18 protein-coding genes are annotated in these 23,614 nt (G+C 77.0%); 1 reads left to right on the forward strand and 17 read right to left on the reverse strand.

Going from position 1 to position 23,614, the window contains the following annotated elements; translation table 11 throughout:
* Positions 1-53: 53 nt before the first annotated feature.
* Positions 54-3,620 (reverse strand): DNA polymerase III subunit alpha, encoded by a 3,567-nt coding sequence (gene dnaE / locus WDV85_RS14300; RefSeq protein WP_339571259.1) that lies wholly within the window; start codon positions 3,618-3,620, stop codon positions 54-56.
* A 300-nt stretch (positions 3,621-3,920) separates the two neighbouring features.
* Here dnaE and WDV85_RS14305 point away from each other — a divergent pair, with 300 nt between their 5' ends.
* Positions 3,921-5,588, forward strand: a complete 1,668-nt coding sequence (locus WDV85_RS14305) for an SLC13 family permease (protein ID WP_339571260.1) — start codon at positions 3,921-3,923, stop codon at positions 5,586-5,588.
* A 45-nt stretch (positions 5,589-5,633) separates the two neighbouring features.
* Here WDV85_RS14305 and WDV85_RS14310 read toward each other — a convergent pair whose 3' ends face one another.
* From WDV85_RS14310 to WDV85_RS14385, 16 genes are all read right to left on the reverse strand, one after another.
* Positions 5,634-6,539, reverse strand: coding sequence for an RluA family pseudouridine synthase (locus tag WDV85_RS14310; protein ID WP_445263348.1), 906 nt, complete (start codon positions 6,537-6,539; stop codon positions 5,634-5,636).
* Positions 6,540-6,549: 10 nt separating this feature from the next.
* Entirely contained in the window at positions 6,550-7,128 is a 579-nt protein-coding gene (gene lspA / locus WDV85_RS14315) for a signal peptidase II (protein ID WP_339571262.1), read from the reverse strand.
* A 122-nt stretch (positions 7,129-7,250) separates the two neighbouring features.
* A complete protein-coding gene (locus WDV85_RS14320; protein ID WP_339571263.1) occupies positions 7,251-7,961 on the reverse strand; it encodes a DivIVA domain-containing protein in 711 nt (236 codons plus the stop codon).
* Between the two features lie 97 nt (positions 7,962-8,058).
* Positions 8,059-8,358: a YggT family protein gene (locus WDV85_RS14325; protein WP_339571264.1), complete on the reverse strand. Its 300-nt coding sequence runs from the start codon at positions 8,356-8,358 to the stop codon at positions 8,059-8,061.
* Positions 8,359-8,365: 7 nt separating this feature from the next.
* Entirely contained in the window at positions 8,366-8,923 is a 558-nt protein-coding gene (locus WDV85_RS14330; protein WP_298801526.1) for a cell division protein SepF, read from the reverse strand.
* 99 nt (positions 8,924-9,022) lie between these two features.
* On the reverse strand, positions 9,023-9,799 hold the full coding sequence (locus WDV85_RS14335) for a YggS family pyridoxal phosphate-dependent enzyme (RefSeq protein ID WP_339571265.1): 777 nt from the start codon (positions 9,797-9,799) through the stop codon (positions 9,023-9,025).
* Complete coding sequence (locus WDV85_RS14340) at positions 9,796-10,533, reverse strand: polyphenol oxidase family protein (protein WP_339571266.1); 738 nt, start codon at positions 10,531-10,533, stop codon at positions 9,796-9,798. Before WDV85_RS14340 ends, WDV85_RS14335 begins: the two co-directional genes overlap by 4 nt.
* A gap of 182 nt (positions 10,534-10,715) precedes the next feature.
* Positions 10,716-11,999, reverse strand: a complete 1,284-nt coding sequence (ftsZ, locus tag WDV85_RS14345) for a cell division protein FtsZ (protein WP_339571267.1) — start codon at positions 11,997-11,999, stop codon at positions 10,716-10,718.
* 285 nt (positions 12,000-12,284) lie between these two features.
* Positions 12,285-13,409, reverse strand: a complete 1,125-nt coding sequence (locus WDV85_RS14350; RefSeq protein WP_339571268.1) for a cell division protein FtsQ/DivIB — start codon at positions 13,407-13,409, stop codon at positions 12,285-12,287.
* Positions 13,406-14,956, reverse strand: coding sequence for a UDP-N-acetylmuramate--L-alanine ligase (gene murC, locus WDV85_RS14355; protein WP_339571269.1), 1,551 nt, complete (start codon positions 14,954-14,956; stop codon positions 13,406-13,408). The genes WDV85_RS14350 and murC overlap by 4 nt, the downstream gene beginning before the upstream one ends.
* Complete coding sequence (locus WDV85_RS14360; RefSeq protein ID WP_445263349.1) at positions 14,953-15,996, reverse strand: UDP-N-acetylglucosamine--N-acetylmuramyl-(pentapeptide) pyrophosphoryl-undecaprenol N-acetylglucosamine transferase; 1,044 nt, start codon at positions 15,994-15,996, stop codon at positions 14,953-14,955. Before WDV85_RS14360 ends, murC begins: the two co-directional genes overlap by 4 nt.
* Positions 15,997-16,133: 137 nt before the next feature.
* Positions 16,134-17,567, reverse strand: a complete 1,434-nt coding sequence (ftsW, locus tag WDV85_RS14365; RefSeq protein ID WP_339571271.1) for a putative lipid II flippase FtsW — start codon at positions 17,565-17,567, stop codon at positions 16,134-16,136.
* A 2-nt stretch (positions 17,568-17,569) separates the two neighbouring features.
* A complete protein-coding gene (murD, locus tag WDV85_RS14370; protein ID WP_339571272.1) occupies positions 17,570-19,171 on the reverse strand; it encodes a UDP-N-acetylmuramoyl-L-alanine--D-glutamate ligase in 1,602 nt (533 codons plus the stop codon).
* On the reverse strand, positions 19,168-20,259 hold the full coding sequence (mraY, locus tag WDV85_RS14375; RefSeq protein ID WP_339571273.1) for a phospho-N-acetylmuramoyl-pentapeptide-transferase: 1,092 nt from the start codon (positions 20,257-20,259) through the stop codon (positions 19,168-19,170). Before mraY ends, murD begins: the two co-directional genes overlap by 4 nt.
* A complete protein-coding gene (locus WDV85_RS14380) occupies positions 20,253-21,824 on the reverse strand; it encodes a UDP-N-acetylmuramoyl-tripeptide--D-alanyl-D-alanine ligase (protein ID WP_339571274.1) in 1,572 nt (523 codons plus the stop codon). The genes mraY and WDV85_RS14380 overlap by 7 nt, the downstream gene beginning before the upstream one ends.
* Complete coding sequence (locus WDV85_RS14385; RefSeq protein ID WP_339571275.1) at positions 21,821-23,533, reverse strand: UDP-N-acetylmuramoyl-L-alanyl-D-glutamate--2,6-diaminopimelate ligase; 1,713 nt, start codon at positions 23,531-23,533, stop codon at positions 21,821-21,823. Before WDV85_RS14385 ends, WDV85_RS14380 begins: the two co-directional genes overlap by 4 nt.
* Positions 23,534-23,614 lie beyond the last annotated feature (81 nt).

Below are 23,614 nucleotides of genomic sequence, written 5' to 3' on the forward strand. Positions count from 1 at the left end.
GCCGGACGAGCAGGCCCCGCGCGGGGACGGCCCCGAGCGCCCTCACGGGCGCCTCACGCAAGGCACGAGGGCCCGAGCAGCGCCTTGAGGTCCCCGTAGAGGGACGGCGACGGCGTCACCCCGAGCGCGGAGTCCAGGCGCATGAGGGTCGCCCGCTCCGGCGACGTCCGCAGCCGCAGGTGCACCTCGGTGGGGCCCGCGTGCATGAGCAGCACGTCCTTGAGCCGCTCGACCCGCGGCGGCGTGCAGCGGCTCGTCGGCATCTCGATGACGAGGGGACCGCCCGCCGCCTGGCTCGTGTCGGGGATCGACATCTCCGAGGCGTAGATCGTCGGGACGTCGTCGCGCCGGTTGACCCGGCCCCGCACGACGCAGACGAGGTCCTCGCGCAGCTCGTGCATGACCTCGGCGTACGTCTTGGGGAAGAAGAGCACCTCGACCGAGCCCTCGAGGTCCTCGACCGTGGCGATGGCCCACGCGCTGCCCTGCTTGGTCATCTTGCGGGTGACCGTCGTGACCATCCCCGCGATGGTGATGGTCGAGCCGTCCTGACGGCCCTCGTCGGCGACGAAGGCGGAGATCGAGCAGTCCGCGGCGGACGCCAGGACGTGCTCGAGGCCGAAGAGCGGGTGGTCGGAGACGTAGAGCCCGAGCATGGCGCGCTCGCTCGCGAGCAGCTCCCGCTTGTCCCACTCCCCGTCGCCGACCGGCGGCAGGGCGGCCAGCTGGACGGCGGACTCGTCCCCCAGCCCGCCGAAGAGCGAGTCCTGGCCGATGGCCTCGGCCCGCTTCTCGACGACGACCGCGTCGACGTAGACCTCGTGGACCGCGGCCAGGCCCCGGCGGGTGTGCCCGAGGGAGTCGAAGGCGCCCGCCTTGATGAGCGACTCGATGGTCCGCTTGTTGCACACCACCGCCGGCACCTTGCGCAGGAAGTCCTCGAACGAGGTGAAGGCGCCCTTCTCCTCGCGCGCGGCGACGATCGCGTCGACGACGTTCTGGCCGACGTTGCGGATGGCGGCGAGCCCGAAGCGGATGTCCTCGCCCACGGCGGCGTACGTGCCGATCGAGGAGTTGACGTCGGGCGGCAGCACGGTGATGCGCATGCGCCGGCACTCACCGAGGTAGAGCGCCGACTTGTCCTTGTCGTCGCGCACGCTCGTGAGCAGCGCCGCCATGTACTCGGCCGGGTGGTTGGCCTTGAGGTACGCCGTCCAGTAGGAGACGACGCCGTACGCCGCCGAGTGCGCCTTGTTGAAGGCGTAGTCGGAGAACGGCAGGAGGATGTCCCACAGCGTCTTGACCGCGGCCTCGGAGTACCCGTTGGCCGCCATGCCGTCGCGGAAGCCGATGTACTCGGCGTCGAGCACCTCGCGCTTCTTCTTGCCCATGGCGCGGCGCAGCAGGTCGGCCTTGCCGAGCGAGTACCCGGCGAGCTTCTGCGCGATCGCCATGACCTGCTCCTGGTAGACGATGAGCCCGTAGGTCTCGCCCAGGACGTCGGCCAGCGGCTCCGCCAGCTCGGGGTGGATCGGGGTGATCTCCTGCTGGCCGTTCTTGCGCAGCGCGTAGTTCGTGTGCGACCCCGCGCCCATCGGCCCCGGGCGGTACAGGGCGCCGACGGCGGAGATGTCGGCGAAGACGTCGGGCTTCATCAGCCGCAGCAGCGAGCGCATGGGCCCGCCGTCGAGCTGGAAGACGCCCAGGGTGTCGCCGCGCTGCAGCAGCTCGAAGGTCTTCGGGTCGTCGAGGGTGAGCACGTCGAGGTCGACCGGCTCGCCGCCGTTGGTGACGATGTTCTTCAGGGCGTCGTCGAGGACCGTGAGGTTGCGCAGCCCCAGGAAGTCCATCTTGATGAGGCCGAGGCCCTCGCAGGTCGGGTAGTCGAACTGCGTGATGATGGCGCCGTCCTGCTCGCGGCGCATGATCGGGATGATGTCGATGAGCGGCTCGCTCGACATGATGATCCCGGCCGCGTGCACGCCCCACTGGCGCTTGAGGCCCTCCAGGCCGCGCGCGGTCCCGACGACCTTCTGCGCGTCGGCGTCCTGGCCGTGCAGCTGGCGGAACTCCTCCGCCTCGGCGTACCGCTTGTGCTCGGGGTCGAAGATCCCCGACAGCGGGATGTCCTTGCCCATGACCGCGGGGGGCATGGCCTTGGTCAGCCGCTCCCCCATGGCGAAGGGGTAGCCCAGCACGCGCGAGGAGTCCTTGAGCGCCTGCTTGGCCTTGATGGTGCCGTAGGTGACGATCATCGCGACGCGGTCGTCGCCGTACTTCTCGGTCACGTAGCGGATGACCTCGCCGCGGCGGCGCTCGTCGAAGTCGACGTCGAAGTCGGGCATGGACACGCGCTCGGGGTTGAGGAAGCGCTCGAAGATGAGGCCGTGCTCGAGGGGGTCGAGGTCGGTGATCCGCATGGCGTAGGCGGCCATCGACCCGGCGCCGGAGCCGCGGCCCGGCCCGACGCGGATGCCGTTCTCCTTGGACCACGTGATGAAGTCGGCGACGACGAGGAAGTAGCCCGGGAAGCCCATCTGGGCGATGACCTGGCACTCGAAGTCCGCCTGCGCCTGCGACGCCTCGGGGATGCCGCCGGGGTAGCGGCGCTCGAGGCCCCGCTGCACCTCCTCGACGAACCACGACTCCTCCGTGTGCCCCTCCGGCACGGGGAAGCGCGGCATGTACGTGCCGTTGCCCTCGGTGAAGGACACGTCGCAGCGCTCGGCGATGAGCAGGGTGTTGTCGCACGCCTCGGGCAGCTCGCGCCACGTGCGCCGCATCTCCGCGGCGCTCTTGAGGTAGAAGTCGTCCGCGTCGAACTTGAAGCGGTGCGGGTCGGCCAGGGTGGAGCCCGACTGCACGCACAGCAGCGCCGCGTGCGCCGTCGCGTCCTCCGCGCGCGTGTAGTGCAGGTCGTTGGTGGCGACCATCGGCAGCTGCAGGTCCTTGGCCAGGCGCAGCAGGTCGTCGCGCGTGCGGCGCTCGATGTCGAGGCCGTGGTCCATGAGCTCGAGGTAGTAGTTCTCGGCGCCGAAGATGTCGCGGTAGTCGCTCGCCGCCTGCAGCGCCTCGCGGTACTGCCCGAGCCGCAGCCGGGTCTGCACCTCCGAGGACGGGCAGCCCGTGGTGGCGATGAGCCCCTTCGCGTACCGGCTGAGGATCTCCCGGTCCATGCGCGGCTTGAAGTAGTGACCCTCCATGGACGCCCGCGAGGCGAGCCGGAAGAGGTTGTGCATGCCCTCCGTGGTCTCGCTGAGCATCGTCATGTGCGTGAAGGCGCCGCCGCCGGAGACGTCGTCGCGGCTCGAGGTGCCCTGGGCGCCCCACTTCACCCGCGTGCGGTCGCCGCGGTGGGTGCCCGGCGCGACGTAGGCCTCGAGGCCGATGATCGGCTTGACGCCGTGCTTCTGGCCCGCGCGCCAGAAGTCGTGGGCGCCGAAGACGAACCCGTGGTCGGTCGTGGCGATGGCCGGCATCCCGAGCCGCGCCGCCTCGGCCATGAGGTCGTCCACCCGCGCCGCGCCGTCGAGCATCGAGTACTCGGTGTGCACGTGGAGGTGGACGAACTGGTCCTCCCCCGACCTGCTGGACGTCGACGTCGTCGCGGGCTGGGGCATCGTGCGGGCCTCCCGGGGGCGCCGCCGGGGCGGCGCGGTGGTGTCTGGGACCGTCCTCGCCTGGTGCTCCCGCACCCCCGCGGGGGGCGCGGCAGGAGGACCCGGCGAGTGTAGGTCGGGGCGCCGACAGCCCGGAGCAGGCGCCGCCGCGCCGGGGCCCCGACCTGCCCCGTCCGCCCGCGGCGACGTGGCCGACCGCACACGCGCCGCCGGCACCTCCCGGGGGGCCGCTGTGGTTCGGTGGCCCGCGGGGCCGCGGACGCGCGAGGTGGTGCGGGCCCGCGACGCGAGGAGGCGCACGTGACGACGACGTCGAGCACCGGCGGCGGCCCGACCGACGGGTCCCGGCCCGCCCGGGGCACCGGCCGTTCCGCCGACCGGGCGAACGGCCCCGGGGACGACACCGAGGGCGGTCCCCACCGCTCGCCGGGCCGCACCTGGGCCCTGCGCGGGCTGGGCGTCGTCCTCGCCCTCGTCGTCTACGCGCTCCTCGGCGGGGCCGAGGACCTCTCGCAGGAGGGCCGCCTCACCGCGGCCGTGGCCGTGCTCATGGCGACGTGGTGGATGACCGAGGCGCTGCCGCTGTCGGCCACCGCGCTCGTGCCGGTCGTGGCGCTGCCCGTCCTGGGCGTCCTCACGGTGGCCGAGGCCACGGGGCCGTACGCGAACCCCATCGTCTTCCTCTTCCTCGGCGGCTTCCTCATCGCCATCGCCATGCAGCGGTGGGGCCTGCACCGGCGCATCGCCCTGAGGACGCTGCGCGCCGTCGGCACCAGCCCGAGGCGCATCGTGCTGGGGATGATGGTCTCGACCGCCTTCCTGTCGATGTGGGTCTCCAACACCGCCACGACGCTGATGATGCTGCCCATCGCCCTCAGCGTCCTCACGCTCGTCGTGGACCGGGTCGGCGCCGGCTCGCAGGCCGAGCGCGCGGCCCAGCAGGACGCCGTCACCGACTCCACGACGACGATCGCCGACGCCGTCAGCGACCCCGCCGTGAAGACCTTCGGCGTCGGCCTGCTCCTGTCCGTGGCGTGGGCGGCCTCCATCGGCGGCCTCGGGACGCTGCTCGGGAGCCCGCCGAACGCCATCGTCGCCGGCTACGTCGCCGACGAGCTGGGCGGCGAGGTCGGCTTCCTCCAGTGGATGCTCCTCGGCGTCCCGCTCGTCGTCGTCTTCGTCGCGGTGGCCTGGCTGCTCATCACCCGCGTGCTCTTCCGCTCCGACCTGCCCGAGATCCCCGGCGGGCGGCAGATGATCGACGAGCAGCTCGCCGAGATGGGCCCCATGAGCCGCGGCGAGCGGATGGTCGCCCTCGTCTTCGCCTCCGCAGCCTTCCTCTGGGTCGTCCCCGGCCTCCTCGCCCAGCTGCCCGGCCTCGGCGACGCGGCCCCGTGGCTCGGCGAGCTCGACGACACGGCCATCGCGATCGCCGCGGGCCTCGCGCTCTTCCTCATCCCCGCCGAGCGCGGCGGGCGCATGGTGCTCGTGTGGGAGGACGCCCAGAAGGGCCTCCCCTGGGGCGTGCTGCTCCTCTTCGGCGGCGGCCTCAGCCTCGCCGGGGCGGTCGCCGCCAGCGGCCTCGACGTGTGGATCGGCGAGCAGGTGGAGCCCCTCGGTGCGCTCCCGCTCGTCCTGCTCGTCGCCGCGGTCGTGCTCCTCGTCCTGCTGCTCACCGAGGTCACGAGCAACACGGCCACGGCCGCGACCTTCATCCCCGTCCTCGGCGGGGTGGCGCTCGGGCTCGGCGTCGACTCCCTCACGCTGCTCATCCCCGCGGCCCTGGCCGCGACGTGCGCCTTCATGCTCCCCGTCGGCACGCCGCCCAACGCCATCGTCTTCGCGACGGGCAAGGTGACGATCGGCGAGATGGTCCGCGGCGGCGTCGTCCTCAACGTCGTCGGCGTGGTGCTCATCACGCTCGCCGCCTACGGCCTGGGCGGGCTCGCGTTCGGCATGTCCTTCTGACGCGCTCGGTGCGGGGCTCCCGGGCGGGAGCCCCGCTCCGAGCGGTCAGGCCCGCAGCCGCTCGAGGGCGGTGGCGAGGTCGTCGGGGTAGGTGCTCTCCACGACGAGGGGCAGGCCGGTGCCGGGGTGGGTCAAGCCGAGGCGCACCGCGTGCAGCCACTGGCGCCGCAGCCCGAGGCGGTCGGCCAGGCGCGGGTCGGCCCCGTAGGCCAGGTCGCCGACGCAGGGGTGGCGCAGCGCCGAGACGTGCACGCGGATCTGGTGCGTGCGCCCGGTCTCCAGGCGCACCTCGAGCAGGGACGCCGCCCGGTGCGCCTCGAGGGTCGTGTAGTGGGTCACGCTGTCGCGCCCGCCCTCGACGACCGCGAAGCGGTGGTCGGCGGTGGGGTGGCGCCCGATGGGGGCGTCGATCGTGCCCGCCGACGGGTCGGGGTGGCCCTGGACGAGCGCGTGGTACGTCTTCTCGACCGTCCGCTCCCGGAAGGCCTGCTTGAGCGCCGAGTACGCGCGCTCGCTCTTCGCGACGACCATGAGCCCCGACGTGCCGACGTCGAGGCGGTGGACGACGCCCTGGCGCTCCGCCGCGCCCGACGTCGCGATCCGGTAGCCGGCGCCGGCCAGGCCCCCGACCACGGTCGGCCCCGTCCAGCCGGGGCTCGGGTGCGCCGCCACGCCGACGGGCTTGTCCACGACGACGAGGTCGTCGTCGTCGTGGACCACGCGCATGCCCGGCACCGGCTCGGCCACGACCGTCGGCGGTGCCGGCGGGTCGGGGAGCTCCACCTCGAGCCAGCCGCCCTCCGGGAGGCGCTCGGCCTTGACGACGTCGCGCCCGTCCACCCGCACGCCGCCTGCGGCGACGACCTCGGCCGCGCGGGACCGCGAGAGCCCCAGCAGGCGCGCGAGGGCGGCGTCGACGCGCTGGCCCGCCAGCCCGTCGGGGACGGGCATCGACCGGAGCTCACCCACGGCGGTCCTCCTCGGTGGGACCTCCGGACGGCTGCCCGGACGACTCCGACGGCTGCTCGGAGGACGGGCGGGCGTCGGCGGCCGCGTCCGCGTGCTCACGACGACCGGGCTCACGACGCCCGTCGACCCCCACTCCGCGGAAGCTGAGGACGACGACGAGCACGGCGGCCACGACGATGGCCGAGTCGGCGAGGTTGAACACCGGCCAGCGCGGCAGGCGGAGGAAGTCGACGACGTGCCCCGTGCCGAAGCCGGGCTCGCGCAGCAGCCGGTCGATGAGGTTGCCGAGCGCGCCGCCGAGCAGCAGCCCGAGCGCGTACGCCCAGGCCCGGGAGCCGAGGCGGCGCGCCATGAGGGCCACCGCCACGACGACGCCCACGGCGACGAGGGTGAGCACCCAGGTGAGCCCCGTGGCGAGCGAGAACGCCGCGCCGGGGTTGTAGAGCAGGTACAGGTCGAGCACGCCCGGGACGAGCTCGACCGGCTCGCCCTCGGTGAGGCGCGAGACCGCCAGCGCCTTCGTCAGCTGGTCCAGGCCCCCCACGAGCGCGACGACGGAGACCAGCAGCACGAGCAGACGGCGCCGCCGCGCGGGCGGGACGACGGGCTCGTCCGGCCCCGTGAGCGGGGCGCCCTCCTGCGGGCGCCCGGGGCGCTCGTCGTCGGCGGCGGGCGGACCGGGGGTGCCAGCGGTCAGCTGGGGCTCCCCGTCGTCGCGGTGCCGTCCGAGCCCGGGACGACGGCCGCCGTGCCGTCGAGGTCGCGCAGCTGGCCCTCGAGGTAGGCGCGCAGGCGGCTGCGGTACTCGCGCTCGAAGCCGCGCAGCTCGTCGATCTTGCGCTCCAGCAGGGTGCGCTCGCGCTCGAGGGCGCCGAGCTCGCTCGTGCGCTGCTCCTCGAGCTGCTCGAGGGTCGTGCGGCGCTGCTCCTGCGCCTCGGTGACGAGGCGCTCGGCCTCGGCCGACGCGTCGCCGACGAGGCGGTCGCGCTGCTCCTCGCCCGCGCGCACGTGCTCGTCGTGCAGCCGCTGGGCGAGGGCGAGGACGCCCGCGGCGCTGCCCGCGGCCCCCGGGGCGGCGGAGCCGCCGGCGAGGCCCTCGTCTGCCACCGCGTCCTCGGGCGCCGTGGCCTGCGCGGGGACGGCGGGCGCGGACGGCGCGGGGACCGCCTCCTGCGCCGGGGCGTCCTGCGGCACCGGGGCCTCGTCGCGGGCGGACGCGGCCTCCTCGGCGCGGCGCTCGGCGTCGGCGAGCTGCTCCCGCAGCCCGTCGTTCTCGCTGCGCAGGCGCGTGAGCTCGCCGACGACCTCGTCGAGGAAGTCGTCGACCTCCTCCACGGCGTAGCCGTGCCGGAACTGCGTCTGCGTGAACGTGCGCTCCGTCACGGCCTCGGGCGTCAGAGCCATGAGCCTCCACCTTCGTCCTCGGGTCGGGCTCCGCCGTCGCCGGGGAGCGGGACGACGGTAGCGGACCGGGCCGCCTGCTCCTCGCCGACCGGTGCGCTCAGCGGGCGGCGACCGCGAGGCCGCCGAGGAGCGAGCGCAGCAGCCCGAGACCGAGGAAGAGGACGATGAAGGCGAGGTCGAGCTGCACCTGGCCGATGCGGATCGGCTTGATGACCCGGCGCAGCGCGCGCAGCGGCGGGTCGGTCAGGGAGTAGACGCCCTCCGCCAGCACGAGCACCGGCCCCGTGGGGCGCCAGTCGCGCGAGAACACCTGGACCCAGTCGAGGACGAGGCGGCCGAGCAGCACGACGATGTAGAGGAGGACGACGAGGGAGAGCAGCTCGAGGACGACGGACACGGAGCCCCTAGCTCTGGTTGAAGAACGAGCTGGAGGTGCCCGTCCGCTGCGGGCTCGCCTGCTCGGCGGTGACCTCGACGTGCGCCGGGGAGAGCAGGAAGACCTTGCTCGTGACCCGCTCGATGGAACCCCGCAGCCCGAAGACGAGCCCGGCGGAGAAGTCGACGAGGCGCTTGGCGTCCGCGTCGTCCATGTCGGTGAGGTTCATGATGACCGGCACCGACTCGCGGAAGCTCTCCCCGATGGCCTTGGCCTCGTTGTAGCTGCGCGGGTGGATGGTCGTGATGCGGCTGAGGTCGCCCCCCAGCGGCTCGGGCACGACGCGTGACATGGAGCGCTCCCGGGTGATCGGCGTGACGGCGGCCCGGTGCTCGGGCCTCTGCTCGGCCCGGGACTCGCCCCGGGGCTCGGGGTCGGCGGGACGCTCGGCGGAGCGGTGCGCCCCGCCGCGGCGCTCGTCGGCGTCGCGGCGCTCCTCGCCGTCGTAGCCGTCGAGCTCGTCCTCGCGGGGGTCCTCCTCCGCCAGGCCGAGGTAGACCATCGTCCTGCGCAGCGCGCCTGCCATGCCACTCCCTCGCCGTCCGCCGTGCGGTGCCCGCGGGCTCCCGCCCGTCCTCGCCGTCCGGCGCCGGGCCCCCTGCGGGCCGCGCCTCGGGGCGAGACGCTACCGGAGCGGCGGACGGCCGCCGAGGACGGCGCGCCCGACACGCAGGTGCGTGGCGCCCGCCGCGACGGCCTCCTCGAGGTCCTCGCTCATGCCGGCCGACAGGACGTCGGCACCCGGGTGGTCGGCCCGCACCCGCGCCGCGAGGGCCGCCAGGGCGGCGAAGGCGGCCGCCGGGTCGGCCTCGCGGGGGGCGACGGCCATGAGGCCCGCCAGGCGCAGGCCGGGGACGCCGGCGACGTGGTCGGCGAGCGCGGGCACGACGCCGGCGGGCGCGCCGCCGCGCGCCTCGTCGCCCTCCTCGCCGTCGAGGTCGACCTGCACGAGGACGGGCAGCTCGCGCCCGGCGCGCTCGGCGCCCCGCCCCAGGGCGTCGGCCAGCCGCGCGCTGTCGACCGAGTGCACGAGGTGGGCCCAGGCGGCGACGGCGCCCGCCTTGTTGCGCTGCAGCCGCCCGAGGAAGTGCCAGCGCAGCTCCTCCCCCCCTCCGGCGGCGAGGACCTCTTCCCGCTTGGCGCGGGCCTCCTGCTCGCGCGCCTCCCCCACGTCACGGACGCCGAGGCCGGCGAGGTGGAGGACGTCGGTCGCGGGGAAGGTCTTCGTCGTCACGACGACGCGGACACCCGCCGGGTCGCGCCCCGCCGCGGAGCAGGCGCCCCCGACCCGACGGCGCAGGTCGTCCAGCGCCGCGGCGAGCTCGGCGCGCCGCCCGGGCCCCTCGGGGCCGCCCTCCGCGTCGGGCCGCCCACCACCCGGGGCCGGGGGGCGGGCGCTCACGCCGGCACCCACGCGAGACCGGCCGTGCGGCCGCTCGCCGCGCCGTCGCGGCGGTAGGACCAGAGGTCGGCGCGCTCGGCCGTGCAGCCGGGCACCTGCTCGACGCGGACGCCGGCACCGGCGAGCTGCTCGAGCACGAGGGCCGCGACGTCGAGCGCCGGGGCGCCCTCCCACGTCGTGCTCGCACCGACGGGGTGCTCGGCGGCCACCGCCGCACGCAGGTCCGCCGGCACCTCGTAGCAGCGCGGGCAGATGCTGGGGCCGAGGACGGCGACCACGTCGCGGGCCCCGAGCCCGCGCATCGCCTCCACCGCGCGCACGGGCGCGCCGAGCAGCGCGCCCCGGCGCCCGGCGTGGGCCACGCCCACCACCCCGGCGACGGGGTCGGCCAGCACCACGGGCACGCAGTCGGCGACGAGGACGGCGAGCGCCACCCCGGGGACGGCCGTGACGGCGGCGTCGACCGCCGGCGCGTCGGGGACCCCGTCGGCGCCGCCCGGGCCCGCCTCGTCGACGACGAGGACGTCGGCGCCGTGGACCTGCTGGAGGTAGCGCACCTCGCGGGCGCCGCGGCCCGCGAGCTCACGGGCGAGCGCGCGCCGCGCGGCGCGCACGGCCGTCTCGTCGTCGCCGACGTGCAGGGCGAGGTCGAGGCCGTCGTAGGGCCCCGGCGGGGCGCCCCCGGCGCCCGGGGGCCCCCACCCGGCGCCGGCGCGCGAGGTGAGGGCGAGCACCGCCCCCGGCCCGGCCCCGGGGCCGCCCTCCCCGTCGCCGACCTCCCCGTCCCCGCTGCCGCCGCCGCGACCGGGGAGCGCCCGCGACCACGCGAGCAGCCCGCCGCCCCGCCCGGGAGCGGACGGGTCGGCGGGCTGCGGCGCGGGCGGGAGCGTCGTCCCCCCGGCGGTGCCGTGCGCGCTCAGCGCAGGAAGTCCGGGACGTCGAGGTCGTCGTCGGAGGAGCGCTGCCCGCGGCCCCAGGCCGGCCCCTGGTCGAGCGGCTGCGGCGAGGGCGCCTCCTCGCGGCTCCCCGGGCGCTCCTCCGCCGGCGCCTCCTGCTCCTGCTGGCCCTGCTGCTGGCCCTGCTGCTGGGAGGAGCCCGACGCCTGGCCCGCGGTGGCACCCGGCCACGGCGAGGTCGGGACGTCGTCACCGCCCGGCGCCGGCTGCTGGCGCGGGGGGACGGCGCCGCGCGCGGGCTGCGGGCGGGCCGGGGCCGCCTGCGCGGCCCCGCGCTCGTCGCGGCGGCGCGACGGGGTGCCGCCGTCGAACCCGGCGGCGATGACGGTGACGCGGACCTCGTCGCCGAGGGCGTCGTCGATGACGGCGCCGAAGATGATGTTGGCCTCGGGGTGCGCCGCCTCCTGCACGAGGCGCGCGGCCTCGTTGATCTCGAAGAGGCCGAGGTCGGAGCCGCCCTGGATGGACAGCAGCACGCCGTGGGCGCCGTCGATGCTGGCCTCGAGCAGCGGCGAGGAGATGGCCGCCTCGGAGGCGAGGACGGCGCGGTCGTCACCCCGGGCCGACCCGATGCCCATGAGGGCGCTGCCGGCGCCCTGCATGACGCTCTTGACGTCGGCGAAGTCGAGGTTGATGAGGCCCGGCGTCGTGATGAGGTCGGTGATGCCCTGCACGCCGGACAGGAGCACCTGGTCGGCGGAGCGGAAGGCGTCGAGCATGCTCACGGCGCGGTCGCTGATGGACAGCAGCCGGTCGTTGGGGATGACGATGAGGGTGTCGACCTCCTCGCGGAGGCTCTCGATGCCGCTGTCGGCCTGGTTGGCGCGCCGACGGCCCTCGAAGGTGAAGGGCCGCGTCACGACGCCGATCGTCAGGGCGCCGAGCTCGCGCGCGATCCGCGCGACGACGGGCGCGCCGCCCGTGCCGGTGCCGCCGCCCTCGCCGGCCGTGACGAAGACCATGTCAGCCCCGCGCAGGGCCTCCTCGATCTCCTCCGCGTGGTCCTCGGCCGCCTTGCGGCCGACCTCGGGGTCGGCGCCCGCGCCCAGGCCGCGGGTGAGCTCGCGGCCCACGTCGAGCTTGACGTCGGCGTCGGACATGAGGAGCGCCTGCGCGTCGGTGTTGACCGCGATGAACTCGACGCCCTTGAGGCCGACCTCGATCATCCGGTTCACGGCGTTGACCCCGCCGCCGCCGATGCCGACGACCTTGATGACGGCGAGGTAGTTCTGCGGTGATGCCACGAGGCGAGCCCTTCGCTGGAGTTCCTGGGTGCGGTGCCGGGTGGACCCTCACCCTCAGGTTGAGGGTGATAGTTATGTCAGGTCCGTGCTGGGCTGAACGGTAGGTCCCCCGGGTCGGCGCTGTCGACCGCCGCGCCGGGACACGCCGCGACGCGCCGACGTCCGGGCGCGCCGAGGCACGAGGAGGGCTCACGGGCCGGGCGGAGGGTCGCTCGCCGGGGTGCCCGAGGGGCTGCCGTCACGCCGGGTGCCGCACGGCGGGCGGTCCGGCGCCGGGGCGGGGGGTCAGCCCTCGCGCGTGACCGGCGCGGCCGGGGAGCTGACGTCGTAGACGGCCGCGGGGCGCTGCAGCAGCGCCGTCAGGACGTCGGCCTTGACGGGCGTCTGCTCGGCGCCGCCCCAGACGACGCGCGCGCCGGAGCGCAGCTGCAGCACGACGTCGTCCGGGCTCGTCCCGCCGGCGGTCGCCACCTGCTCGCGCAGCTGGGGCGGCAGCCCGTCGAGCACCCGGGTCACGGCCTCGACCGTGCCGGGCCGCGCGCTCCCGAGGTCCACCGCCACGAGCGGGACGTCCGTCGGCACCTCCGCCTCGTGCAGCACGGTGAGGCCCGTCCGGTCGACGACGCTGTAGCCCCCGGCGGGGTCGGCGACGGCCGCCACGGGCACCCGCTCGACGACGCGCACCTCGAGGCCGGAGGGCCACACGCGCGCCACGGTCGCCGTCTCGACGAGCGGCACCTGCTCCACGACCTCCTCGAGCGCCGCGGTGTCGACGCGGGCCAGCGGGGTGCCGACGGCGGGCTCGACGAGCTCGGCGACGGCCGGGCGCTCCAGGCGCTCGACGCCGACGACGCCGACCTCGCGCACCACGAGCAGGGGCGACCACAGCAGGACGTAGGCGAGCCCGGCCACCACGACGAGCGCCGCGAGGACGGCCAGGAGGGGGCGCAGCGCGAGGCGCCGGCGCGCCCGCGCCCGCTCGGCGAAGCGCCGCGCCGTGTCCGTGGGCGCCGCCGCGGCGCGGCGGCGCCCCAGCACGGCGGCGGGGGCGGCGCCGGACGGCGCCGCGGCCGAGGCCGCTGACGACCGGCGCAGGTGCACCGGCCCGGGGCTCCCCGGCCGGGACACCGGCGAGGAGGAGCTGCGGGACACCGGCGACGAGGAGCTGCGGGACACCGGCGAGGACCCGCCGCGCGGGCGGGGCGGCAGACCGCCCTGCGGCGGTCGGGGGCGGCCGTCCCGGCGCTCGGGGGCGCCGTCGACGTCGTCGACGGGAGCCGCGCCGGTCGGCTCGTCGGCGTCCTCGACGGGCTCGGGCACCTCGGTGCGCCCGGGGGCAAGGCCGGGGTCCGCCGCCGGAGGGGCCTCGGCGGCCGGACGGGCCCGCGGCGCCAGCGGTCGCCGGCTCACGCCGCGCCACCACCGGCCGTCGCGGCGGGCGAGCGGCGCTCGAGCTCCCCCAGGACCTCGCCGGCGACCATCGTCACGTCACCGGCCCCGATGGTCAGCACGAGGTCACCGGGCCGGGCGCGCCCCGCGGCCTCCCGCGCGGCGTCGCCCCACGAGGGCACGTACGCCACCCGCTCCGGGGGCAGCGGCACGGCGCGGGCGACGAGCCCGCCGGTCACCCCGGGCACCGGGTCCTCGCGCGCCGCGTAGACGTCCATGACGACGACCTCGTCGGCCGCGCCGAGCGCGGCGCCGAACTCGGCGGCGAAGTCCATCGTGCGGCTGTAGAGGTGGGGCTGGAAGACGGCGACGAGGCGCCCCTCCCCCGCCACCTGGCGACCCGTGGCGACGGCCGCCGCGACCTTGGCCGGGTTGTGGGCGTAGTCGTCGTAGACGCGCACGCCGTCGGCGCGGCCGCGGTCCTCGAAGCGGCGCCGCGTGCCGGTGAAGGCCTCCAGGCCGGCCACGGCGGTGGCGGGGGCGACGCCCAGGCGCGTCGCGGCCGTGTAGGCGGCCGCGGCGTCGAGGGCGTTGTGCAGCCCGGGCACCTGCAGGTGGACCTCGCCCTCGCGGCGGCCCGCGTCGACGAGGGCGAACGACGTCCGCCCGCCCTCCGGCTCGAGGTCCTCCAGGCGCACGTCGGCGGCCGGGGACTGCCCGTAGGTGACGACCCGGGGCCAGGCGCCGGGCTCGCGCTCGTGCGCCCGTGCGACGGCCGCGGCGAGCCGGGCCGCGCCCGGGTCGTCCGCGCAGGCCACGAGGACGCCGCCGGGACGCACGCGCCCCGCGAAGGCGCCGAAGGCCCGCTCGACGGCCGCCGCCTCCCGGTAGTGGTCGAGGTGGTCGGGCTGGACGTTGGTGACGACGGACAGCTCGGGCTCGTAGACGAGGAACGACGCGTCGGACTCGTCGGCCTCGGCGACGAAGAGGTCCCCCGTGCCCTCGTGGGCGTTGGTCCCGGCGCCGCGCAGCTCGCCGCCGACGGCGAAGGACGGGTCGAGGCCCGCGTGCTGCAGCGCGACGACGAGCATCGACGTCGTCGTCGTCTTGCCGTTGGTGCCCGCGACGGCGACCGCCCGTCGGTCGGCCATGAGGGCCTGCAGGCCCTGCGAGCGGTGCAGGACCCGCAGGCCCCGCTCGCGGGCGGCGACGAGCTCGACGTTGTCGGCGCGGATGGCCGAGGACGCGACCACGGTCCCGGCGCCGTCGAGGCGGGCGGCGTCGAAGCCGGCGTCGACGCGACCGCCCACGGCGCGCAGCGCCGCCAGGACGGGCACGTCCTTGGCGTCGCTGCCGCTCACGGGCAGCCCGCGGGCCAGCAGCACCCGGGCGATGCCCGACATGCCCACCCCGCCGACGCCGACGAGGTGCACGCCGCCGAGCTCGGCGGCCGGCGGGACGGGGGCGGCGACGTCGAAGGCCAGGGGCACGTCGCCGGACAGGAGGTCGGCGTCGGCGGCCGAGAGGTCCCCGGCGGACGGGACCCCGGCGGTGGGCGCGGCGCTCACGAGCGGCCCGCCGCGGCGAGCACGAGGTCGGCGAGGCGCTCGTCGGCGTCCCGCACGGCGCTGGCCTGCGCCGCGGCCGCCATCGCCGCGAGCCGCGGGCGGTCGACGAGGAGCGGGAGGAGCTGCTCGCGCAGCCACGCCGCGTCGAGGTCGGCGTCGGCCACCAGCAGGGCCCCGCCGGCCTCGACGACGGGCTCGGCGTTGCGCCGCTGCTCGCCGTTGCCGATGGGCAGCGGGACGAAGGCGGCCGGGAGGCCGACGGCGCTCACCTCGCACACCGTCCCGGCGCCGGAGCGGCACAGCGCCGCGTCGGCGGCGGCGTAGGCGAGGTCCATGCGGTCCGTGTACTCGAGGACGCGGTGGGCGGGGCCGCCCGGCCGGTGCGCCGCCACGACGGCCTTGCCGGCGCCGGTGAGGTGGAGGACCTGGACGCCCGCCGCCTCGACGTCCGGCCACGCCCCGGCGACGGCCTCGTTGAGGCGCTGCGCCCCCAGCGACCCGCCGACGACGAGGAGGGTCGGGCGGTCGGGGTCGAGGTCGAAGTGCCGCACGGCCTCCCCGCGGAGGGCGGCCCGGTCGAGGTGGGCGAGCGCGGGGGCCATGGGCAGGCCGACGCGCACGGCCCCCCGCAGCGGCGTGCCCGGGAAGGTCGTCGCGACGTGGGGGGTGAGCCGGGCGCCGAGGCGGTTGGCGACGCCCGGGCGGGCGTTCTGCTCGTGGACGACGACGGGCACGCCGCGCCGCCGCGCGGCCAGGTAGGCGGGCACGGCCACGTAGCCGCCCATGCCGACGACGACGTCCGCGCCGTCCGGCCCGCAGGAGGCGAGCGCCCGGTCGGCCGCCGCGACGGCCGCGCGCAGGCGGCCGGGCAGCGACAGCAGCTCGGCCGACGGGCGCCGCGGCAGCGGCACGCGGGGCACGAGCGCCAGCTCGTAGCCGCGCGCCGGCACGAGGCGGGACTCCAGGCCCGCCTCGGTGCCGAGGGCCAGGAGGGACGCGTCCGGGTACCGGCGCCGCAGGGCGTCCGCGAGCGCCAGCATGGGGTTGACGTGACCGGCCGTGCCGCCGCCCGCCAGGAGCACCGAGGGCGGCCGGGTGGCCGCGACGTCCTCGCCCGGCCGCGTCGAGGCGTCCTGCGACGGGAGGGCTCCGGACGACGACGCGGGGCTCGGGGCGGTCACCGGGCGGCCCCGCGCTCGGCGCGGCGGGCGCCGCGGCGCCCCCGCCCGCTCGGGCCGCCCGCCGAGCGCCGCGAGAGCGGCGCGGCGGCCACGACGAGCGAGCGCCGGACGACGCCGGCGCGGGTGGCGAGCAGCGCCGGTGCCCCGGGCTCGGTGCGCGCGAAGGAGAGCACCACCCCGAGGGCCAGCAGCGTCGCCACGAGGGCGGAGCCGCCCGCGCTGACGAGCGGCAGCGGCACGCCGATGACGGGGACGAGGCCCAGGACGACGGCCATGTTGACGAGGGCCTGGCCCACCACCCACGCCATGACGCCCGCGGTGACGACCTTGGCGAAGGGGTCCTCGTGCCGCTTGATGACGCGCATGCACCCCACCGCGAGCGCGCCGAAGAGGACGAGCACGAGCAGCGTCCCGAGCAGGCCCAGCTCCTCGCCGATGATGGAGAAGATGAAGTCGTTGTGGGCCTCGGGCAGGTAGGACCACTTCTCACGGCTCGACCCGAGGCCGAGTCCCGTGACCCCGCCGCCGGCGAGCGCCATGAGCCCGTGCGCCGACTGGTAGCAGCCGCCCTGCGGGTCGCACTCCCCCGAGAGGAAGTCGCCGATGCGCGTCATCCGGTTGGGGCTCGTGAGGACCATGACGGCGGCCACCGCGGCGAGCGCCCCGGCCGGGAGCAGGAGGATCTTGGCGGGCACGCCGGCGACCCACAGCGCGGCGGCGATGACGAGCATGACGACCATGCCCGTGCCGAGGTCGTGGCCGAGCAGCACGAGGCCGAGCACGCCCCCGGCCACCGGCACGACGGGCACGGCGACGTGCTTCCAGTCCCGCAGCAGCGGGGCCTTGCGCACGAGCACCGCGCCGAGCCACACCGCGAGGGCGAGCTTGGCGAACTCCGAGGGCTGGAGCGAGAAGCCCCCGACGTAGATCCAGTTGCGGTTGCCCCCGACCTCGTCGCCCAGCGGGCTGAAGACGAGCAGCTGGAGGACCGCCGCGAGGCCGACCGCCGGCCACGCCAGCGCCTTCCAGACCCGGACCGGCACCCGTGAGGCGGCGTAGGCCAGCGGCAGCCCGAGCACGGCGAAGAGCAGCTGGCTCGTGAAGGCGGCGAACGGCGAGTTCCCCGCCTGCAGCGACTCCACGCTCGAGCTCGACAGGACCATGACGAGCCCGAGGACGACGAGGACCCCCGTCGTCGCGGACAGCAGGTAGAAGCTCGTCGCGGGCGTGTCCGCGCGGGCGAGCCACGACACCACCACCCCGCCCGCGCGCTCCAGCGCGCGGCGCGGTCCGCCGCGGCGGGGGTCGGGCGCCGGGTGGGCACCGGCCCGGGCCGCCGCACCGGCGGGGCCGGGGTGGCGCGCGCCGCGCTGCGCGGGCGGGCGGGCGGTGCCCTGGTGCGCACGGGCGGGCGAGGTCCTCGAGGCCACGGTCAGCGCCCGCCGTCCCCGTCGGCGCCGCCGGTGCGGGCGAGGACCGCCGCGGCGAAGGCGTCACCGCGGGCGCCGTAGTCGGTGAACTGGTCCATGGACGCGCACGCCGGGGCCAGCAGGACGACGTCGCCCGGGCGGGCCAGGTCGCCGGCGAGCGCGACGGCGCGGTCCATGACCGCGCGCCCCGTCAGGGCCGTCGTCGGAGGTGCCACGGGCTGAGCCACCCCCGCATCCTGCGACCGCTCGACCTCCACGACGGGGACCTCGGGGGCGTGTCGCCGCAGGGCCGACCGCAGCGGCTCGCGGTCGAGCCCCACGAGCACCACGCCGCGCAGCCGGTGGGCGTGGCGGGCCACGAGCTCGTCGAAGGAGGCGCCCTTGGCGAGGCCCCCGGCCACCCACACCACCGGGTCGAACGCCGTCAGCGAGGCCGACGCGGCGTGGGCGTTGGTGGCCTTGGAGTCGTCCACCCAGCGCACGCCGTCCGCCTCGGCGACGAGCGCGATGCGGTGGGCGTCGGGGCGGTACCCGCGCAGCGCGTCGCGCACCGCCGCGGGCGGCACGCCGTGGGAGCGGGCGAGCGCCGCGGCGGCCAGCGCGTCCTCGACGACGTGCGGGGCGGGCCCGGTGCCGCCCGAGGCGGCGAGGAGGTCCTCCAGCGTGCCGAGCTCGGCGGCCGCGCCGGACCGCTCGGCGACGAAGGCGCGGTCGGCGAGGACGTCCTCGACGACGCCGAGCATGCCGACGGACGGGACGCCGAGCGTCACGCCCACCGCCCGCGCGCCCTCGACGACGTCGGCATCCCGCACGAGCCGCTCCGTCACCGGGTCGGCGACGTTGTAGACGCACGCGCGCTCGACGCCCTCGTAGACCCGGCCCTTGGCGGCCGCGTACGCCTCCATGCCGCCGTGCCAGTCGAGGTGGTCGGGCGCGAGGTTGAGCACGGCCGCGGACTGAGCGGCGACCGAGGAGCTCCAGTGCAGCTGGTAGCTCGAGAGCTCGACCGCGAGCACGTCGTACGGCTGCGGGTCGACGACGGCGTGCAGCACGGGCGTCCCCACGTTGCCGACCGCCGCGGTGCGCAGGCCGGCGGCGGACAGCATGGCGGCGAGCATCCGCGTCGTCGTCGTCTTGCCGTTCGTCCCGGTGATCGCGAGCCAGGGCGCGCGGCCGGGGCTGCCCGGCGGCGGCTGCAGGCGCCACGCGAGCTCGACGTCGCCCCAGACGGGGACGCCGGCCGCGGTCGCGGCCGCGAGCAGCGGCGCGGTGGGCCGCCACCCGGGCGAGGTGACGACGAGGTCGGGCGCCGCGCCGTCGACGCGCGGCAGGTCGCCGCCGAGGGCGGCCGCGGCGTCGTCGCCGAGGAGCGCCCGGACGTCCATGACGTCGAGCACGCGGACCTTCTCGCACTCCTCCGCCCCGTCGCGCGCGTCGACGACGAGCACCCGGGCACCGCGCTGGGCGAGCGCGTCGGCGGCGGCGAACCCCGACGCGCCGACGCCGGCGACGACGACGCGCAGGCCCGCCCACTCCGCGCCGGCGTCGACGAGGGGCGCGGTGCGGGCGGTGACGGGCTGCTCCCCCGGGCCGAGGGGGCTCACAGGCCCGTCCCGACGACCCACTCGGCGTAGAAGATGCCGAGGCCGAGCGCCGCGAAGAGCACGGCGACGATCCAGAAGCGGATGACGATGGTCACCTCGGCCCACCCGGCGAGCTCGAAGTGGTGCTGCAGGGGCGCCATGCGGAACACCCGTCTCCCGGTGAGCTTGTAGGAGCCGACCTGGATGACCACGGACAGCGTGATGATGACGAAGAGGCCGCCGAGCAGGACGAGCAGCAGCTCGGTGCGCGAGAGGATCGCGAGGCCGGCGAGCGCGCCGCCGAGGGCCAGCGAGCCCGTGTCGCCCATGAAGATCTTGGCGGGCGAGGCGTTCCACCACAGGAAGCCGAAGCAGGCGCCCATGAGGGCGGCCGCGACGACGGCGAGGTCGCGCGGGTCGCGCACCTCGTAGCAGTTGGGCCCCGCCGTCGCGATGCTCTGGCAGCTCTGGTTGGACTGCCACACCCCGATGAGCAGGTAGGACCCGGCCACCGCCGTCGTCGCGCCCGTGGCGAGGCCGTCGAGGCCGTCGGTGAGGTTCACGCCGTTGCTGGCCCCGGCGACCATGAGCAGCGCCCAGACGACGAAGAGCACCGTCCCCAGCAGGGCCCCCGCGAAGGCCAGGTCGACGCCCGTGTCGCGGATGAAGCTGATGCTCGTCGACGCCGGCGTGCGGAACCGGTCGTTGGGGAACTGCAGCGCGAGGACGGCGAAGACGACCGCGACGCCGATCTGCCCGAGCAGCTTCGGCAGGCTGCGCAGCCCCAGGCTGCGCTGCTTGGAGATCTTGATGTAGTCGTCGAGGAAGCCGACGACGCCCAGGCCGGTCATGAGCAGGAGCACGAGCAGGCCCGAGGCGGTGGGGGCGTCGAGCGTCGCGAGGTGGGCGCCGAGGTAGGCGAGGACCGTCGCGGCGACGATGACGACGCCGCCCATCGTCGGCGTGCCGCGCTTGGTCTTGTGCGTCGTCGGGCCGTCGTCGCGGATGAACTGCCCGTACCCCTTGCGCACGAGCCAGCGGATGAAGACGGGCGTGCCGAGCAGCGACAGGACGAGCGCGAGGGCGGCGGCGACGAGGACGGTCAGCACGCGGCGCCCCCCTCCCCGCGCGCGGCCGAGCCGGCCGCGGCGGACGCGTCGGAGGGGGGCGCGTCGGCGACGAGCTGCTCGCCCAGGGCCCGCAGGCCCGCGGCGTTGGACGACTTCACGAGGACGACGTCGCCGGGGCGCAGCTCCGCGCGCAGCAGGGCGAGGGCCTCGTCGACGTCGGCGACGTGCACGGCCTCGTCGCCCCACGAGCCCTCGTGCTGGGCGCCGGAGTGCACCGCGCGGGCGCCCGGCCCGACGGCCACGAGGTGGGAGACGTTGAGGCGCACGGCGAGCCGGCCGACGAGGTCGTGCTCGGCGGTGCTCGAGGCGCCCAGCTCGAGCATCTCCCCGAGCACGGCCCAGGTGCGGCGCTCGCGCCCGTCGGGGCCGCGGCGCATCGCGACGAGCGCCTTGAGCGCCGCGCGGACCGACTCCGGGTTGGCGTTGTAGGCGTCGTTGACGACGGTGACGCCGTCGGCGCGCTCGGTGACCTCCATGCGGGCCCGGCTCGCGGGGACGGCGCGGGAGAGCACCGCGGCCACGCGCTCGAGCGGCAGGCCGAGGTGCAGGGCCGCCGCCGCGGCGGCGACGGCGTTCGCGACGTGGTGCTCGCCGACGAGGCGCAGCGCGATGCGCGCCTCCTGCGGCGCGTCGTCGTGGGCCCCCGCGCCCGCCCCCGGGCCGAGGCGCGACAGGAGGCGGAAGACCGCGCGCCCGCCCGCGTCGAGGTCGACGTCCTGCGCCCACACGGCCGCGCCCTCGCCCGACCCCGCGGCCCGGACGGCGAGCACGCGGCCACGGGTGCGCGCCGCCATGCGCGCGACCCGCTCGTCGTCGGCGTTGAGCACGGCCGCGCCGCCCTCGCCGAGCGCCTCGGGCAGCTCGCCCTTGGCGCGCTCGATGGCGTCCACCGAGCCGAACTCGCCCACGTGCGCGGAGCCGACGTTGAGGACGACGGCGACGTCCGGCGGCGCCACCCGGCACAGCGCGGCGACGTGGCCGACGCCCCGCGCCCCCATCTCGAGGACGAGGTGGCGGGTGCCGGGAGGCGCGGCCAGGACCGTCAGCGGGAGGCCGACCTCGCCGTTGTAGGACATCGGCGTGGCGGTGGTCGGGCCGAGCTCGGCGAGCAGGACGGCCAGGAGGTCCTTCGTCGACGTCTTGCCCGCGCTGCCGGTGATGCCGACGACGACGGCGCCCTCGGCGCGCAGCGCGTTGACGTGGTGGCGGGCGAGCGCCTCGAAGGCGGCCTGCACGTCGGGCACGACGACCTGGGGGCCCGCGAGGTCGCCGTCGGGCCCGGCACCGGGGTCCACCACGGGGCGGGCGACGAGGCTCGCGGCGGCGCCGGCGGCGACGGCCGCGACGACGAAGTCGTGGCCGTCCGCGCTCTCCCCCGCGCGGGCGACGAAGAGGCCGCCCGGCTCGACCGACCGCGAGTCCGTCGCCGCGGGCGCGCTGACGTCCGGCCACCCGTCGGCGGAGGTCCCCTCGGGACCGTGGGCGGGCAGCCGCAGCTCACCCCCGACGACCTCGGCCAGGCGCTGCGGGGACAGGGGGATCATGCGCTCTCGCTCTCGTCGGGGCCGAGCAGCGCGTCCAGCGCCGCACGGACCTCGTCGCGGTCGTCGAAGGGGTGGACCACGCCCGCGACCTCCTGGCCGCGCTCGTGGCCCTTGCCGGCGACGAGGACGGTGCCGTCCTCGCCGGCGGCGTCCAGGGCCGCGCGGATGGCCGCGGCGCGGTCGGCGACCTCCAGGACCTGCGGGGCCGGCCGCGCCCCCCGGGGGGCGCCGCCGTCGGGCTCCGGCGCGGTGGCGCCGGCCAGGACGGCGGCCCGCACGGCCGCCGGGTCCTCCGAGCGGGGGTTGTCGTCGGTGACGACGACGACGTCGGCGTGCCGGGCGGCCGCGGCGCCCATGGGGCCGCGCTTGCCGCGGTCGCGGTCGCCGCCCGCGCCGAGGACGACGACGAGCCGCCCGCGCGCGCTGGGGCGCACGGCCTCCAGCGCCGCCGCCACCGCGTCGGGGGTGTGGGCGTAGTCCACGAGGACGCGCGGGACGCGGGCCGCCCCCGGCCCGCCGGCCGGGCGCGAGGGGGACACGACCTGCAGGCGCCCGGGCACCCCGCCGGCGCGCGCGAGGCCGGCCGCCAGGGCGTCGGGCGTCGTCGCACCCGGCAGGAGCGGCGCCGCCTCGAGCAGCACGACGGCGGCGAGCGCCGTGTTCGCGACGTTGAAGGCGCCGGGCAGCGGCGCCCGCAGCGGCAGGCGCGCCCCACCCGGCCCCGCCAGGACGAAGCCCGTGCCGGTGCTCCCCACCTGCGGGTCCAGCGCCACCCAGTCGGCGTCCTCGCCCGGCCGCGCCCCGGGCCGGGTCGTCACCGTCGTGACGGGCACCCGGGCCTCCCGCGCGAGGCGCTCGCCCCAGGCGTCGTCGACGACGACGACGCCCCGGCGGGAGCGCTCGGGGGTGAACAGCGAGGCCTTGGCGGCGAAGTAGTCCTCCATGCCGTCGTGGAAGTCGAGGTGGTCCTGGGAGAGGTTCGTGAAGGCCGCGACGTCGAGGACGACGCCGTCCACGCGGTGCAGGACGAGCGCGTGGCTCGAGACCTCGAGGGCGGCCACCTCCACGCCGGCGCGCTCCATCCGCCCCAGGAGCGCGTGGAGGTCGGGCGCCTCCGGCGTCGTGCGCGTGCTGGCCACGACCTCGCCCGCGACGCGCGTCTCGACCGTGCCGACGAGGCCCGTGGTGCGGCCGAGCGCGGACAGGGCGCCCTCGAGGAGGTAGGCCGTCGTCGTCTTGCCGTTGGTGCCCGTGACGCCGAGGAGCACCGGGGCGCGACCCGGCGCCGCGTGGACGCCCGTGCGGTGCACGCGCGCCGCGAGGTCGCCGAGGACGGCGCGCGGGTCGGGGACGACGAGGACGGGCGCCCCCGCGGCCGCCGCGCGACCGGCCCCCGCGGGGTCGGTGAGCACGCAGGCCGCACCGGCGGCGACGGCCGCCGCCGCGAAGTCGGCGCCGTGCGCGCGCGCCCCGGGGAGAGCCGCGTAGAGGTCGCCGGGGCGCACCGCGCGGGAGTCCAGCGTCGCCCCGAGGACCCGCACGCCCGCGGCGTCGCCGTCGACCCGCGCGCCGGGCAGGGCCGCGACGAGGTCGGTCAGGTCCGCGCCGGCGCCCTGGGCACCCCGCTCGACGGGGTCCGTCCGCCGCTCGCTCACCGCGGCCTCCGACCGACCGCCGCCGCGCGCGGCGTCGTGGGTCGGCTCGGGCACCCCGGGAGGCTACCGGCGCGCGAGCGCGACCCTCGCCGCGCCGCCGAGGGGGCGGGGGCGGGGCGGCGGAGGGCCGGCGCC

Origin of the sequence: Pseudokineococcus sp. 5B2Z-1, assembly GCF_037482305.1 — a bacterium.
Classification (GTDB): Bacteria; Actinomycetota; Actinomycetes; order Actinomycetales; family Quadrisphaeraceae; genus Pseudokineococcus.

What these genes read in the sequence shown, in the direction of transcription:
- WDV85_RS14320 (WP_339571263.1), bottom strand. Translation starts at nt 7,961, where the DNA reads ATGGCTCTGACGCCCGAGGCCGTGACGGAGCGCACGTTCACGCAGACG.
- WDV85_RS14330 (WP_298801526.1), bottom strand. Translation starts at nt 8,923, where the DNA reads ATGGCAGGCGCGCTGCGCAGGACGATGGTCTACCTCGGCCTGGCGGAG.
- WDV85_RS14380 (WP_339571274.1), bottom strand. Translation starts at nt 21,824, where the DNA reads ATGATCCCCCTGTCCCCGCAGCGCCTGGCCGAGGTCGTCGGGGGTGAG.
- dnaE (WP_339571259.1), bottom strand. Translation starts at nt 3,620, where the DNA reads ATGCCCCAGCCCGCGACGACGTCGACGTCCAGCAGGTCGGGGGAGGAC.
- WDV85_RS14310 (WP_445263348.1), bottom strand. Translation starts at nt 6,539, where the DNA reads ATGCCCGTCCCCGACGGGCTGGCGGGCCAGCGCGTCGACGCCGCCCTC.
- WDV85_RS14360 (WP_445263349.1), bottom strand. Translation starts at nt 15,996, where the DNA reads ATGCTGGCGCTCGCGGACGCCCTGCGGCGCCGGTACCCGGACGCGTCC.